We start from the raw sequence: 14,908 nt of genomic DNA, 5'->3' as shown, positions 1-14,908 counted from the left end.
CCAATAAATATTAATAAATCCGCTTGTTATTTAATTTTCAAACTTTCGAATGCCTTTAATAAAATCGCCCTCATCATCGAGATATGCAGCCAGAATTTTACCACAATTACCGCACCTTCTCTCCTTGACAACGCCTGCCTGTTTTTTTTCAACTTTTAATACGGGTGTCGTTATCTCCGCACACCAGGCACATTTAACTTCCGGATCCATGATATTCTCCTTTTTTCTATTTGTAATGGAGGCCTACGCCATTTGCCTTACAATCGGGCATCGGCTAAGCCCTATCAACCAGTTTTATTATTTTTTTGTTTGTCCTATACTTTCTGTGCATTAGGGTCTTTGGGAAATCCGGATAGGCCCATATTTTAAATAGCCTGTTTGAAAGACTATTGTTCCTCATCGCTTGTTGAATTAACATTTAACAAAACGTTTTGAAATTGGCTCTATTTACTATTTCATTTCTCTCAGTATAAACCGTTGCAATTTTCCGCTTTCATTCTTTGGGAGTGTTTGAACGAACCTATATTTTTTGGGTCGTTTCCAATTTTCTATCTTTTGATTCTTTTTAAAAAACTCATCAAGTTCCTCAACTTTTAATGAATCCTTTGGTGAAACAATAAATGCCATTACAATCTCACCCCATCGTTCATCCGGTACCCCTATGACGGCCGCCTCTGAAACATCCGGATGCATTAGCAGGACATCTTCTACCTCTGCTGGATGAATATTTTCCGCACCAGAAATAATCATATCATCAGATCTCCCACTAACGTATATTAGCGGTCCACGTTCCAATCTTGCTATATCCCCGGTGTAAAACCATCCATTCTTACAAGCTTTCTCAGTTTTTGTTTTTTTATAATTAAGATATCCTGAAAAAGCCTCTGGAGATCTAAGATCAGCAATTACCTCACCCTCTTCACCATACTTAACAGTATCTTCAGGATTTCCCATAAACTTAATAACTCTTATATTCTGAAATAGTGTTTTCTTTATTGCCCCTGGATATTTTTTGCAATTTTGAAGACATCCCATAAGATACATTTCAGAACTTCCATAAATATGAACTAAATTTTCTGTAATTTCTTTGCAACATTTTTCTATTAATGATGTTTCCATCGGCGCGCCTGCATACATGGCATACTTAATACATTCCCCTGATTCTTTTTCCCATTTTTCCGAACTTAAAATCATATGATAATGCGTTGGTGATGCAAATACGTGAGTAATTTTTTCCTTTTTAATCAAAGAGATGACATCGTCTGGAATAAAATCAGCGACGGGAAAATATGTTCCGTCATAAAGTATAGAAAATATAAAGGAACCATGAATTCCTATTGTGTGAAATAGCGGCATAAGCCCTATAACTTTATGATTATCTTCTTTATTAATCCCTGCGCTTATTGCATTAGCTATTGCTCTATGAAAAGTCATCTTATGCGTAATCGGCACTCCTTTTGGTTCCCCGGTAGTACCTGAAGTATATATGATAATACCTACGTCATCTTCTTTTACCTGACTTTCTGGTTCTTCAGAATTACCGTCTTCTACCAACTTCTCAAAAAGAATCGTATTGTCTATAGTTAAATCATCCGTATCGATACTGATATGGAGGCGGCATTTTGGAGAATTTTTTAAAGCGCTACTTGCAACTTTGGCTGTATCTTTTTCGAAAATAATTCCTTTTGCATCTGAATTTTTTAAAAAATATTTAATCCGGTCTGAAATGCTTTTGGGGTTACACATCACGGCAATTCCACCAATGATCTGAATTGCCATCATTGCCGTAACTGTCTGTTCGTGATTTTTTAATGCAATTGCTATCTTATCTCCCTTTTTAACACCAATTCGCCTCAATGAATTGGCTATCCTGTATATTCTTTCTCCCCACTGAGTATATGTATATTCTTTATCCCCCTCTATTACGGCTTTTTGGTCTGGGTGTCTTTGTATGGCTAAATATAAAGCTGTTTTTAAATGCATGCTATAATATACCCCCTTTCTTTTTTATTTCTCCAAGGAAAACCCCCGGCTATGCCGGGCGACTCATCAAAGTTTGACATTTACGGGAATAAATGGAAGTTCCTCCTAAAGTGAACCGCTCAAATTCACAAAGGAGGAACTTTCATGAAAGATGCTTTAAATCTAAACCACACGAAATGGGAATGTCACTTATTCAGCACATCCTTTCAATCATAAAATTTATTTTTCTATTTTTCCCTCTTAATTACCATAGCGCATGCAACGCCCGTGCCTCCGCATATGCTCGCTACACCAAGTTCTTTTCCAACCCGCTTTAACGCATGGTAAAGGGTCACCAAAATTCTCACACCGCTTTCTCCCGTCGGATGTCCCAAAGCAATCGCACCCCCATGGATATTCAGTTTTGAACGATCCCAGGACAACACCCTCTCATTCGCAATAATCTGACTGGCAAAGGCTTCATTAACTTCAATAAGATCCATATCGTCAAGTTTCAAACCGGCTTTCGACAGGGCCTCCGGTATGGCAATCGATGGCCCATCTCCCATATAGGCGTTCTCAACACCGATCGAAGAATAGCCTGTTAATGAAAACAACGGTTTCAGTCCCAATGATTCCGCCTTTTCCCTTGTCATCAGAATCATGGCGCTGGCGCCGTCACTTAACCCGCATGAATTTCCGGCTGTCACCGATCCGCCCTTTTTGAAAACAGCCGGCAGTTTTGCCATTTTTTCCAAAGTCGTATCGCCTCGTATGGGTTCGTCCTTAACGAAAATTTCTTCAGGCTTCTTTTTGCTCCCCGGAATCGTTATGGGCACGATTTCATCATCGAACCACCCTTCATCGGAAGCCCTGGCGGCTTTTTTATGGCTGTTCAATGCGAATTCATCTTGTTCCTCTCTTGAAATATTATATTTTTCCACCAGATTTTCCGCGGTTTCGCCCATCATCATATCGCAGACAACATCCCGGGTATCGTTCCACCCGTCCAGCAGTACCTGATCTCCCATTCTGAATCCATTCCATCTGCCATTCTTCAACAAATAGGGGATAGTGCTCATACTCTCCATACCCGCAACCATTACGGTATCCCTTTCTTTTAGGAGAATGCTTTGAGCACCCAGGATTCCTGCTTTCAGGCCGGACGGGCATGCACAATTAATCGTCACGGCATGAACTTCCTGGGGGATACCCGCCAGAACCGATGAAATTTTCGCGGGGTTGGGGCCATTGCCCGCCTGACGGCAATGTCCCGCTATTACCTCATCGATGATATCGCCTTTAATTCCGACACGCTCTAAAGCCCCTGACATGGCTATTGTTCCCAATTCCCGAACGTTCAGATCTTTTAATTTGCCTCCGAATCTTCCCATTGCCGTCCGGCATGCACTTATGCATACAATATCACTTATTTTCATTACACCCCCTTCCTCGTTTATATATTCCATACTCGAGAACCATCTTCGCCCATCCGGGCCGCTTTTTGCCTAACCACTGCTGCCATTTCGCGCATATCTGGAAACTATCCGATATATCCGCCATCTACCGACAGCACCTGACCGGTAACATAGCTGGCATCATCGGATGCAAGAAACAGAATAGCGGCTGCAACTTCCTCAGGTTCCCCAAATCGCGCCAGTTGAATCCTTGAAAGATAGATTTGTTTTAGTTTCTCATCGCTTCTCACCTTGTTGGTCATCTCTGTGGCCGTAACACCGGGACAAATTGCATTAACATTAATTGCGTATCTCCCCAATTCCCTGGAAGCAGATTTAGTAAACCCGATGACACCGGCTTTGGCGGATGCATAATTGATCTGCCCCACAGTACCAAATACGCCGGCCGTAGATATCACATTAATGATTTTGCCGTATTTTTTTTCTTTCATATACTTTGCAGCGGCCTGAGTACAATTAAACGTGCCCTTCAAGTGTATGCTGATAATCTTATCCCAGGATTTTTCAGTCATCTTTAAAAGCATCGCAGGCTGGGAAATACCGGCATTGTTTACCAAGATATCCACACCGCCGAGTTCATTAACAGTTCTATCGACCATGGCATGAACGTCCCGGTAGTCGCTTACATCCGTTTTCACGGCAATGGCCTTCCGCCCCATCTCTGATATTTTTTTCACCACTTCCCTCGCGGCCTTGTCATTGCTGTGATAATTAATTGCTACGTCGGCGCCTTCTTTGGCGAAGGCAATGGCAATAGCTCTGCCGATACCTCTTCCCGCTCCGGTAATTATAGCCTTCTTATCTTTAAGTCTCATATTTGCCTACCTTGTCCCCATAGAACATTATCTTAGTCAAACGCCTTTAAACTTAGGCTTCCGTTTCTCCACGAATGCTTTTACGCCCTCTTTAAAATCTTCCGTTCCCATGCATAACGAGGCCAAATCCAAATCCAACTGGCATGCGGAATCTAGGTCCATCTCTACCCCTTTATTAATGGAGGTAATGGCGGCATAAAGAGCGATGGGAGGTTTTTTGAATAGATTATTCAATAAGAAATCTTTGCAACTGTCCAAGAGAGTAGCACGGGGAACAATTTTGTGAACAATACCCAGTGCAAGCGCATCTTCAGCCTTTATTTGATCCCCGGTGGCTACATACCATAAAGCCCTTCCCTTACCTATCAATCTGGCAAGCCTTTGGCTTCCGCCATTTCCAGGGAAGACACCCACATCGATTTCAGGAAATCCAAAGACGGATTTATCGGAAGCAATTCTGAAATGGCACGCCAGCGCCAACTCGAGACCGCCTCCCAAACAGAAACCATTAATTGCGGCCAACACGGGCTTATTAAAATTCTCGATTTTCCACAAGACCTCTTTCAATTTCTTCATGTATGGAATGGATTTAACGAGATTCATCTCTAGATAAGGAACAATATCGGCCCCGGCTGAAAAGGCCTTCTCCCCCTCACCGGTTATCATTACACCCTTTATGCTCTCATCATCCAGCTCATCCATAGCTGATCCGATTTCGATTTCGGTTTGCAGGTCCAAAGCATTATACCGATCTGGACGGTCAATGGTGATAATCCCTATCTTATCCTCTCTAATTAATGAAATAGTCTCAAAATTCATGTCACCTCTCTGCTTGAGCTCATTTCGGCGCATAATATCCATCGGGTAAGTTTAGCATCCACTTTCAATCCCATAACCAATAGGTATTCACTTACCCTTGATGTTGATATTTTTATTTTTTCGGGGGATAAAACACCATTTCAGCCAGTTCGTCGTCAAAAATATGCCCCTTGGCATACTGGCGGCGAAGTTCAAGAAAATCTATTACATCCGATCCTGTAACTTTCTGACTGTTAAAGGCGTTAAATCCCAGATACGCCTCAGCGTTCATATTGGCTCCCAATCCGTAAATGCCTGAAATTTTATTGGCATCCCAGAAAAATCGTTTTTTTATACGGATCGTCTCCACGCTTTTCATCAGACACAACGGAAACAGGTTGGCCAAGGTCCAAACCATTTTATTGATATAATCATCAAGCCAGCTGAAATCCGTGGTAAGTGTTTTAAACAGCGCCTTTGCTTCGCCAGCCTCTTTCCCGTTTTTAAATTCGCCGTATACAATCTGTCCATCTTTTGCATAGGTGTCCGTGATTACGAAAGGATTCGGAACCCAGTTTCCACCAGAATCTTTTTTAATGGGAACTGCTTTGGTAATCAGGCCCAGCCTTTCCATCTTATAGGCGCTCCATTGTTCATTGGAAATGCAGTTCCACATTGCCTGTTCCATGCTCAGATTCCAAGGCAAAAAATCAGTTGAACCGCCGTCGGGAACAGATCCGTGACGGGTTCCGGCTTGACCGAAGTTAGCGGTATCGGCCGCTACGGTTAAATCACATGCCTGCCCGATCTCCTGCCCTCCCGCGATCCGCATTCCGTTGGAGCGGCAGATCACCGGTGTCCGGCATTTAAGAATGGCGTCCACCATACCGGAAAACAGATCCACATAGTCCGCATATTCCTTAGGCCGTTTGGTATAATATTCGGCATATTCCTTCACATTTCCGCCTGTGCAAAAAGCCCTGTCTCCCGTTCCGGTAAAAATCGTAGCTACCACATCCCTGCTCATGGACGCCTTGTGCATCCCTGCGATGACGCCCTTGATCATATCCGTTGTGTAGGATCCATACTGTTCAGGGTTGTTTAGCGTAATCCATGCAGTGTGCAACCCATCAACTTCATTCCCGTCCGGATCGATAAGAGCCTTTTTTTCGTACATGGTGCAGGGCGGGCTGGAGCCGAAATGCTCATCGCCGAATAAATTATGGTTCTTTAGCTTGTTGTCCCTCTCTAGAAAATTAAGCGGCATGGCTTTCTCCTTTATATTAATTTAAAAATCCGGTATTAATACGATGCGTTTTTCGGGCGAACCGGTATGGTGGATTTCATCGAATGTCTCAACAATGCTGCTCATGGGACGTGTTTCGACAAAATTATCTATGTTAATTCTACCGGAAAGAGCCATATCCATGACAATGGGATAATATCCGGGAAAAGAACCCCAGGTGCCGATGATTTCCGCATCAAATGCCATTAGTCTGCTTATGGAATACTCCACTTTTGCCGTATTGAATCCTACGATAATCAATTTCCCTGTAAATCCCAATAAAGATAGGCCAATCTCTTGGCCGGGTTTTGAACCACTGACCTCAAATATTTTCCAACCATAACTCACAAGGCCAGTACTCCTACAGATATCTTTAAATTCCCCTGTCACTTCTTTGGGGCTCTTGCCCATTGAGTTTATGATAAAATCTGCACCGTAATTTAGGGATTTTTGCAATCGTTCACTGTTTATATCTATTCCGATAACCGTTTTGGCACCGAGGGCTTTTACTTCCTGAAGTTGATACTGTCCGACACCTCCCGTGCAGCCAATGACGATGACGTTGTCACCAGGTTGAAGATTTGCTCTTTTGGCTGCCTGATAGGGTGTCACGGCCGCATCGGCTATCACCGCGAGACATGATAAGGGTGTCTTTCCCCTTTCTTTGACCTCACAGAGATCAGTGGAAGGAACGGGTATATGAGATGAAAAACCGCCATATATTCCCATGCTGTTTCCCGGCATCTTTTGTGCCAGGCAGCGATTTCCCCTTCCTGTTTTGCATAATGCGCAATTCCAACACGGCATAGCGGCCGGGATAATTACTTCCTTGCCTACCCATTTGCTGTCTCCCGAAACAACCTTGCCACTTATTTCATGACCAAGCGTTAGGGGAGGTTTGTTAACGGTTGGTACGCTATCGTAAAAAAAACCTAGGTCCGTATGGCAGACGCCACACCCGGCGATTTCCACCAAAACTTCCCCTTCCTTTAAATCGGGAACGGGAATGGTGGTTTTTTCAATCTTTCCGGTTAGAATTTCCCCTGTTTTACCATTCTTGCCGTACGGCGTTACCATTTGCCATGTTTTGATCTCTTTTGGTATGTCCACCATTTTTATATTTCCTCTATGTTGTACTAATCCACGAGTTTCTTGAGTTGATTCGCTTCCATAAACGAATCAATCCTGGCATAGGTTTTACCCCTGTCGAATTCACGTGGATCGGCAACGTTTCCTTCATAAGAGAGAACGGGAAAGCCGTTTTCAACAAGACACCTGCGCACTTCCAGCTGGCCAACCGCCCATCCTTCGCATCCGCGGTTAAGATGCATCATGGCACCCTGGCAATTCCAATCCCTTGCTATGACAGAATCGATATTTCTTCTTTCTATCATCGGAAAACGAAAGCTTCTCCCCTGGATACCATAATCAAGAAGCCATGCTGTCAAAGCCCTCAGGGCACCATCTCTGGTTTTGATCTGTTCTTTAAGGTCGGAAGGCGGTTCCGCCGCTTTAATGTGTGGCACATCCTTTTCGTCATAATAGTAATCCCAACCCCCGGACAGCATGAAATCATACTGACTGCCCACGCAAGCCACCCCGAACTTCTCCATGTATCTGAATATATCCAGAGAATGCCAGGGAGGCTGACTGTTGTGGATCATTCGGAATCTTTCATATTCGACCCCTGCAATTCCCTTATCAATCCGATCCGTAAGTTCATCATAAAGAATATCAAAGAATTGGAGGGCTTCCTTGGTATGTCTTCTCAGCACATGGATCACGTAGAAGGCAAACATGGATTTCTCGTCCATGGGGGCGGGAATGTTCTTATTGAGCTCGCAGCACTTGGCCCATTTTGAAGTACACATAATTTCATTGTAAACAGCATCGCCAAGCAGCTCATCATTGTATTCCCTGCCGGTTTTTTCGGTCATCCAATCGATGGAATCATGCATTTGCTTCAGTAGGTAGTCGAATTTATACTTTTTTCTTTCTTCGCTCTCATTCCATTTCGGCCATCGGTACATGGCGCCGATATCGATGACAAAATAAGGTTTGTCTGTAAATTCAGCCGCCGGTTGATACCATTTCCCGTGGGTGTCGCAGAAATGAAGCTGAAAATACAGATCCGGATGGGGATATTTTCCGCCGAAAGTATAACTATCGCCGAAAGTGGAACCCAGATAATTGCGGCAATATCCGCATAAATCCCTGGCATACCCTTTCTTCTCGCAATATCCCATCATTTCGACGGATTTTCCCAAAGCCCCTGTTGATGCGCCATAAGGTTCTCCGCCAAAAGGGACGTAATCCTCCCCCAATCCCGCGGGAAGTCCGATCAGGCCCTCGGTACCGCCGCTGACAACCAACCAATCCTTCTCACCAGTCGCCTTTTGCCCGAGTTTTCGATAGATATCCATCCGCAATTCTTTTGCCAGACCCCAACAATCAAACTGTTTTGTAGGGTATTTTTTTATTCCGGTCATTTTACATCTCCTAAAGTAAGCTTTTATATAATGTCTAACATAAGTGACTCTATAAATGCCTCAACCCGGGTTGAAAACTGGCCCACCGGAACGGTTACGTCGAGCTCGAGAAAATAGGTCTTTAAACCGTTCTCTTCAAAAAACTTTCTCAAAGAAGGTATATCCAGCTCATGGGGGTCGCAGAATTTTTGCTGCAGCGTGAGCACACCCTCTACATTCCACTCTTTGGCAAATTTCAAGGCCCTTTGAAACCGGATGCGATTGGGAAAGTCTTTTGCCGGGCACGGTGTTCGATTGATGTACCTTTCAGCAATCGCCTCCATGCGGTTCTCTTTAGGAATCACTTCTTCCCAAAAGGCTCGCGTGCCTGTGCACATTTCATCGATTACAACGGTTGACGGCAACGTCATGCCGCTCTCCAGCATTGAAATAAACTCTACATCGTCGTTTTCGCTCCCGATAATCATCAATCGAGTGCCAGGATCCCTGTCCAACTTGCGGTTTTTCAGTTCCTTCAGCGCTTCCTTCAGCAATACGTTGTGGTCCTTTTTGTCCATCAGCTGCCCCGACACCACCATGTACATACACTCGAGACCGGTGATAGGCGGGTTGTCGGCTTTTCTCAATTCATATATCTGCTTCATCAACCGCCGGTTTTCGTTAAACACATCTATTGCACGATCAAGATCGTCATTCGTTATCTTTTTCCCCATCCATTCCTCGATATCCTTTTTGAAACATTCCGCTTCCCCCGTTAGGAATTGGATGGCATGGGGGTTTTGAACCTGGCATGGCATATCCACGCGGAACACCTTCGGTTCCGGTTTTACATTGAGAGCCCATGCCTCAAACGCCTGAAGCAGATGCATACAGCAATTGGCATCACAGATCCCATCCAGGTAATTCGCTCGTCCTTTGAGTCCCTGTGCCAAAACATCACGGCAGAAAGGACAAAACATGCCGAATATATGAGGCGCTGTGGCATCCTCGATTTCGTGACTCCCTAAAAGTCGCGTTGTCAGCACCCCCCCGGCATAAGCGATCTCTTCCGGCACATAGGTGCAGAAACAGCCGATGACCTTCCCATCGGGATTTTTTTCTTTCCAACCCCTTATATAATCGCCTCTGTTTTCATAAATCTCCTGAAACTTTTCAATGGCTCCCATTTTGTATTCAACTCCTTTTACCCTGGTTTAGATTTAGTAAAGATCGTCATCCAGCTCCGTGGTATTTCCCTCTGGCAATCCTCCATGATTTTGCATGTACTGCTGCAGCAGCTCGCTTTCCCTTTTGCTATACATGGTTTCCTCTTCCCAGATAAGATAGCTTGCTTTTTCCAACCGTCCCGACAGATCTTCAAGCTCCATGGCCAGATTCATTGTACCCTTAATGCAGAGTAAGTTTTTATCTCCGTCGAACAGCTGTAAAACACCTTCCGTATTTGGAATTGTTTGCATATTCTTCTCATTTATCTCAATCCACTTCTCCGGCGGCATGCTGGGAATAGATAACGCGAATCGAAGATCACACCGCAAGCAACGTGTTGCCTCCTCAATTGCCTGTTTTTCGGTATAGCAACCCGACATCGCATTAAAACCGCAATTGTCATCAATTGCCGCCTTCTTGATAGGCATTTGCCGTGACAGATTTAGTCCATTTATTCCGTTCGAACCGAACTCCGGTTTCGCTCTCTCAACGAATTTCCTTTCAATCACCCCATCACCGCCCAGGAATTGATCGATGGATCGAGCTGCCTTCTTCCCTATTGCAATGGCATCAATCACCGTCGACGCTCCGCTCACTATATCCCCACCTGCAAAGACACCGTTTATGGAAGTGGCAAGAGTATCGGTATTCACGATCAGGTTACCATTTTTGCCGGTTATGGAACGTAAGCCATTCGGAATTTCCGCTCTTTGTCCAATAGCCACCAGCATGTTGTCTAATTCCAGGCTGAATTCACTCCCTTTTGCTGGGACAGGGCGTTTTCTTCCACTTTCATCAATTTCCGCAAGTTCCATACGCTGACATTCAAGAGTTATTTTCCCATTGCTTTCTGAAACATTGACCGGTATTACAAGGTATTCAATATTAACACCTTCCGCCATCGCTTGTTCTATCTCTTCATTATAGGCCGGCATCTCCTCATAACTCCGACGGTAAAGGATGCTTACCTCTTTTGCACCAAAACGAAGAGCGGTCCTGGAAGCGTCCATGGCGACATTTCCGCCGCCGATAACAGCGACTTTTTCACCCAGCTCAATATTCTTTCCAAGGTTTACATCTCTGAGAAATGATATTCCGTCCACCACTTCATGGAGATTTTCTCCCTTAATTCCCAGTTTCAACCCTTCCTGCATCCCTATGGCGATGAAAACGGCATCAAAGCCATCGTCGAACATTTTTTCGAGGGATTCTATCCGTCTATCCACCAGGATATTGACACCGGCTTCCCGTATTGCTTCAATTTCCTTATCAAGAACCTCACGTGGGAGACGGTACTCCGGAATACCGTACCTCATCATCCCCCCGGGTTTTGGCATTGCCTCATAAACGACAGCCGAATGCCCCAATTGGGCCAGATAGTACCCACAAGTCAAACCTGCGGGCCCTGAACCGATAACAGCCGTCTTTTTGCCAGTGGGTGGCAAGATTTTTACTTTATCTTTCCAAAATCCGGTGTCATGTTCCAGTGCAAAACGCTTGAGTTCCCTAATACTGACCGCGTCATCTATTTCCCCACGCCTGCAGACCTCCTCGCAGGGATGGAAACAAACCCGTCCCAAGGTTGCTGCGAAAGGAACCTTTTCGTACACCACTGCCGCCGCATCGGAAAATTTTCCCTCATGAATCAGCCTGACATATTCTGGCACATCCACACCGGCCGGGCATCTGTTTCTACAAGGAACAAGCCATTTTTCTCGATTCGCCCGAACAACTCCCTTGTCCGTTAAAGCGCCTGTCGGACAAACTTCTACACAGGCGCCACAAAACCTGCAACCCGATTCCTTGAGGGTAGGCCCTCTTGTACCGACAACGGCTTTTCCATCAACCGTAGTAAATCCGAGTGAGCCAATCCCCCGAACATCATTGCAGATTCTAACGCATCGCCCGCAATCAATGCATAAATTGTAATCTCTGACGAATAAGGGGTCGTCTTCGACTACAGACAGACCTTGCGGTTTAAAACGAGGGATATCATCCTTGATCCCGACATAGGATGCGATCTTTTTTAATTCACAAACATTGAAGTTCTGACAACATCGTTCTTCTTCAGGCACATTGCTGATACACTGTTTTAAATCACATCCCTCATGCTGCGGACATAACAAACACGCATGGGGATGTTTTGATAATATTTCGCTTATAATATTTTGACGTAGCTCTGTAATTTCTTCTGTTTTTGTATGAACAGCCATTCCCGCCAGTACCGGTGTATTGCATGCGGTCGTGATACCATCCTCCTCGACCTCAACCGAACAAATTCCGCAACCTTGATACTTCTCCGCCAACCCGTGAATGGCGTGATTTCCCCGGAAAACCATCTCAGACGGGATCCCATCTCCAAATGGTGGAATTGCGGGATGACTGCAGAGCGCCGGGATGTAGATACCAGCGCTCTCTGCTGCTTCAAGAATAGTTGTTCCATCCGCTGCTTCTATAACCACCCCGTCAATTGTCAATCTAACTGGCATTATATTTTCCTGCATCATACTTACCATGAATGTGTAATGGCGGCTTTGTCACACACCGCCACACAGGGAAGCTTTTGTCTTTCTTCAGCCAACAGTTCAGGCGTCGGCATGCTACTTTCAGCTCCATCCACGGACGTCAGATATGTCTTGCACGGAGAACAGGCAAACTTCAACTTCTTACGCTGCTCTTCGCCGGCAAAAGCGACAGGCTCATCCCGTAGGGGGTCTGCCGGATCTTCTCCCACTTCAAGGACACCCTGAGGACAAGCCTCTACACACGCACCACATCCATCGCATTTATCCGTGTCGATTGTGATGAAATATTTACCGGATCCGTCCTGGTACCCCCAATTTGCCATCATCGTCTTTATTTACCCTTTTCCTTTTCCGCCAGTGCCTTCGCAAAAAGTGCCGCACCAATAGCGCCTGCGGTTTGGGTATCAAAAGGAATTTGTTTCTTCTCGTATTCGGAATTGTGCCAAATTTTGGGAACGAATTCCATTCCGCAATATTTGGCGATCCTGTCTGAAACCCCCCGGTTTTTTGAAATGCCGCCTGTAATTGCCAGTTTTTCCTCCAACCCTACCCTGTCCATGAGTTCAACCACCCGGTGTGCTGTTGCGGAACTGTATGCCGCTAGAACCTTATTGACATCCCAGCCCTCTTTTAAAAGCCCCGCGGCTTCCGATTTCGCAAATATGGTGCACGTACTGGAGACCGGATCCGGCTCTTCGTCAACATCAAAAGAACGTTCTCCGACTTCGGTAACGGGAACGCCGACAAAATCAGCGAAAACTTCCATACCGCGACCGGCGCCTGCCGCACATTTGTCATTCATGACAAAATTTAATAATTTGCCTTTTTCATCAATCCGGATGACCTTGCAGTCCTGGCCGCCCATATCAAGTATGGTTCGAATACTGGGCCCGTACATCCAGTTTGCTCCCCGGCCATGGCACGCAATCTCCGTTATCGCCCTCTTAGACATCGGGATATTCACCCGTCCGTATCCGGTGCCCACACAATAATCCCAGTCCTGAATTGTCATCCCGGTGCCCTCCAGAGCTTTTACCGAGCCTCGCTCTGCGCTGACATCACTGGAAGATCCGCTCCTCAGGCTGGCGTAAGCATATAGTTCGCCATCAACCATAATAACGCACTGCGTACTCACCGACCCTATATCTATGCCTGCGGAAACGATTTCTCCTTTTTTCCAGTCGATGTCCGGATTGGTCCACCTGGATTCACTCCATCTCCACAACTCCTTTTTCTCACCCTTGCCCTTGACGGTTTCAGTTTTTCCTGCAGTCATGTTTGAGTCTCCTCCTTATTTTTCGGAAGCTGCCAAGGCAGCGCCCAGTGCTCCGATATATTCAGGTTCATCCGCAACGAATACCTCCGTACCGAAACCGCGCTTCAGTCCATCCACGTATCCGACATTCCTTGCAAGACCCCCCACGATCAGAATATCTTTTTTAACTCCTATTCTCTTAACCATGGCAACAACCCTCTCGGCCAAGGCATCATTGACGGCCTTGGCGATATCTTCTTTGGCTGTTTTTGAGTTAATGAGGGATACGACCTCGGACTCGGCGAATACGGCGCATTGAGCGTTTATCGGTACCGAATCAGTTGAAGTGAGTGAAATTTTACCAAAGTCATCCAGGCTAACCTCAATTGCTCTCGCCATGGACTCAGTAAAGGCTCCGGCACCTGCGGCGCACTTGTCATTAGTAACAAAATCCTTTGCCAGACCGTTTTCAACCCTAATTCCACGAGAATCCTCTGCTCCCGAGTCAATGACCGTGCAGGCGGAAGGCATATAGAACGAGCCTCCTTTTGCGGCCGCACCGATTTCTGTTATCTCGGCATCATGAGGAGGGGCATATTTCATCCCGCTACCGGTAACACCGATTCGTTCAATCTGTTTCTTCTTGATTTTGGCACTTTTTGCGGCTTCTTCAATTAGATTCTCAGCCACCTCGGTCTGTTGAAACCCGCCTTCCGCAACCTTCCTTGCTATGATATTTCTTCCATCAAGCAATAGAACCTTTATATTCTTTCCTCCAATGTCTATGCCTGCAGTTAACATCATTTCCTCCTGAATATTTTGGGTTTGTTTTATGGGGTACATTTAATGCCATATTAACCACAATAATGCTTAGATATTTTTTGTTTTCAGTGAGTTGCACTGCTATGGATTTTGTTTTATTACTCTGACGGCTTCGGTTTGGATCGGGATGCACCTCCATTCTCCATGAGCATTTTTCCCGATAGACGGTGCAGCTTTCCCGATAGACTATGCAGCATCTATGCCAACTACTCATGTTGCTGTTTTTATGAATAATTACAAATTTTGTTCTCTAACAGACAAAACAAAAAAACA

13 protein-coding genes are annotated in these 14,908 nt (G+C 45.3%); all 13 read right to left on the bottom strand.

All coding sequences use genetic code 11. The features are described 5' to 3' along the window. Nucleotides 1-30: 30 nt before the first annotated feature. Nucleotides 31-210 (bottom strand): hypothetical protein, encoded by a 180-nt coding sequence (locus tag GN111_RS25900; RefSeq protein ID WP_155306534.1) that lies wholly within the window; start codon nucleotides 208-210, stop codon nucleotides 31-33. 240 nt (nucleotides 211-450) lie between these two features. Further along, nucleotides 451-1,983: a class I adenylate-forming enzyme family protein gene (locus GN111_RS25895; RefSeq protein ID WP_155306533.1), complete on the bottom strand. Its 1,533-nt coding sequence runs from the start codon at nucleotides 1,981-1,983 to the stop codon at nucleotides 451-453. A gap of 227 nt (nucleotides 1,984-2,210) precedes the next feature. Beyond that, nucleotides 2,211-3,401, bottom strand: a complete 1,191-nt coding sequence (locus tag GN111_RS25890; RefSeq protein ID WP_155306532.1) for a thiolase family protein — start codon at nucleotides 3,399-3,401, stop codon at nucleotides 2,211-2,213. 104 nt (nucleotides 3,402-3,505) lie between these two features. Next, entirely contained in the window at nucleotides 3,506-4,255 is a 750-nt protein-coding gene (locus tag GN111_RS25885; protein WP_155306531.1) for an SDR family NAD(P)-dependent oxidoreductase, read from the bottom strand. Nucleotides 4,256-4,291: 36 nt separating this feature from the next. Next, nucleotides 4,292-5,074: an enoyl-CoA hydratase/isomerase family protein gene (locus tag GN111_RS25880; RefSeq protein WP_170302468.1), complete on the bottom strand. Its 783-nt coding sequence runs from the start codon at nucleotides 5,072-5,074 to the stop codon at nucleotides 4,292-4,294. 112 nt (nucleotides 5,075-5,186) lie between these two features. Continuing rightward, complete coding sequence (oah, locus tag GN111_RS25875) at nucleotides 5,187-6,320, bottom strand: 6-oxocyclohex-1-ene-1-carbonyl-CoA hydratase (protein ID WP_155306529.1); 1,134 nt, start codon at nucleotides 6,318-6,320, stop codon at nucleotides 5,187-5,189. 21 nt (nucleotides 6,321-6,341) lie between these two features. Beyond that, nucleotides 6,342-7,451: a 6-hydroxycyclohex-1-ene-1-carbonyl-CoA dehydrogenase gene (gene had, locus GN111_RS25870; RefSeq protein ID WP_155306528.1), complete on the bottom strand. Its 1,110-nt coding sequence runs from the start codon at nucleotides 7,449-7,451 to the stop codon at nucleotides 6,342-6,344. A gap of 23 nt (nucleotides 7,452-7,474) precedes the next feature. Continuing rightward, nucleotides 7,475-8,827, bottom strand: a complete 1,353-nt coding sequence (locus GN111_RS25865; RefSeq protein ID WP_155306527.1) for a 2-hydroxyacyl-CoA dehydratase subunit D — start codon at nucleotides 8,825-8,827, stop codon at nucleotides 7,475-7,477. A gap of 23 nt (nucleotides 8,828-8,850) precedes the next feature. Further along, nucleotides 8,851-9,993 (bottom strand): 2-hydroxyacyl-CoA dehydratase, encoded by a 1,143-nt coding sequence (locus GN111_RS25860; RefSeq protein ID WP_197740426.1) that lies wholly within the window; start codon nucleotides 9,991-9,993, stop codon nucleotides 8,851-8,853. Between the two features lie 33 nt (nucleotides 9,994-10,026). Continuing rightward, the gene (locus GN111_RS25855) at nucleotides 10,027-12,522 is read right to left on the bottom strand and encodes an FAD-dependent oxidoreductase (protein ID WP_170302467.1); all 2,496 of its coding nucleotides are present in this window, start codon (nucleotides 12,520-12,522) and stop codon (nucleotides 10,027-10,029) included. A gap of 20 nt (nucleotides 12,523-12,542) precedes the next feature. Further along, a complete protein-coding gene (locus GN111_RS34505) occupies nucleotides 12,543-12,881 on the bottom strand; it encodes a 4Fe-4S dicluster domain-containing protein (protein ID WP_353740208.1) in 339 nt (112 codons plus the stop codon). 8 nt (nucleotides 12,882-12,889) lie between these two features. Next, nucleotides 12,890-13,834 (bottom strand): acyl-CoA dehydratase activase, encoded by a 945-nt coding sequence (locus GN111_RS25845; protein WP_155306524.1) that lies wholly within the window; start codon nucleotides 13,832-13,834, stop codon nucleotides 12,890-12,892. Nucleotides 13,835-13,849: 15 nt separating this feature from the next. Continuing rightward, a complete protein-coding gene (locus tag GN111_RS25840; protein WP_170302466.1) occupies nucleotides 13,850-14,617 on the bottom strand; it encodes an acyl-CoA dehydratase activase in 768 nt (255 codons plus the stop codon). Nucleotides 14,618-14,908: the final 291 nt, after the last annotated feature.

Source organism: Desulfosarcina widdelii (genome assembly GCF_009688965.1).
Classification (GTDB): Bacteria; Desulfobacterota; Desulfobacteria; order Desulfobacterales; family Desulfosarcinaceae; genus Desulfosarcina; species Desulfosarcina widdelii.
This window is presented reverse-complemented; position numbering and strand designations above follow the sequence as displayed.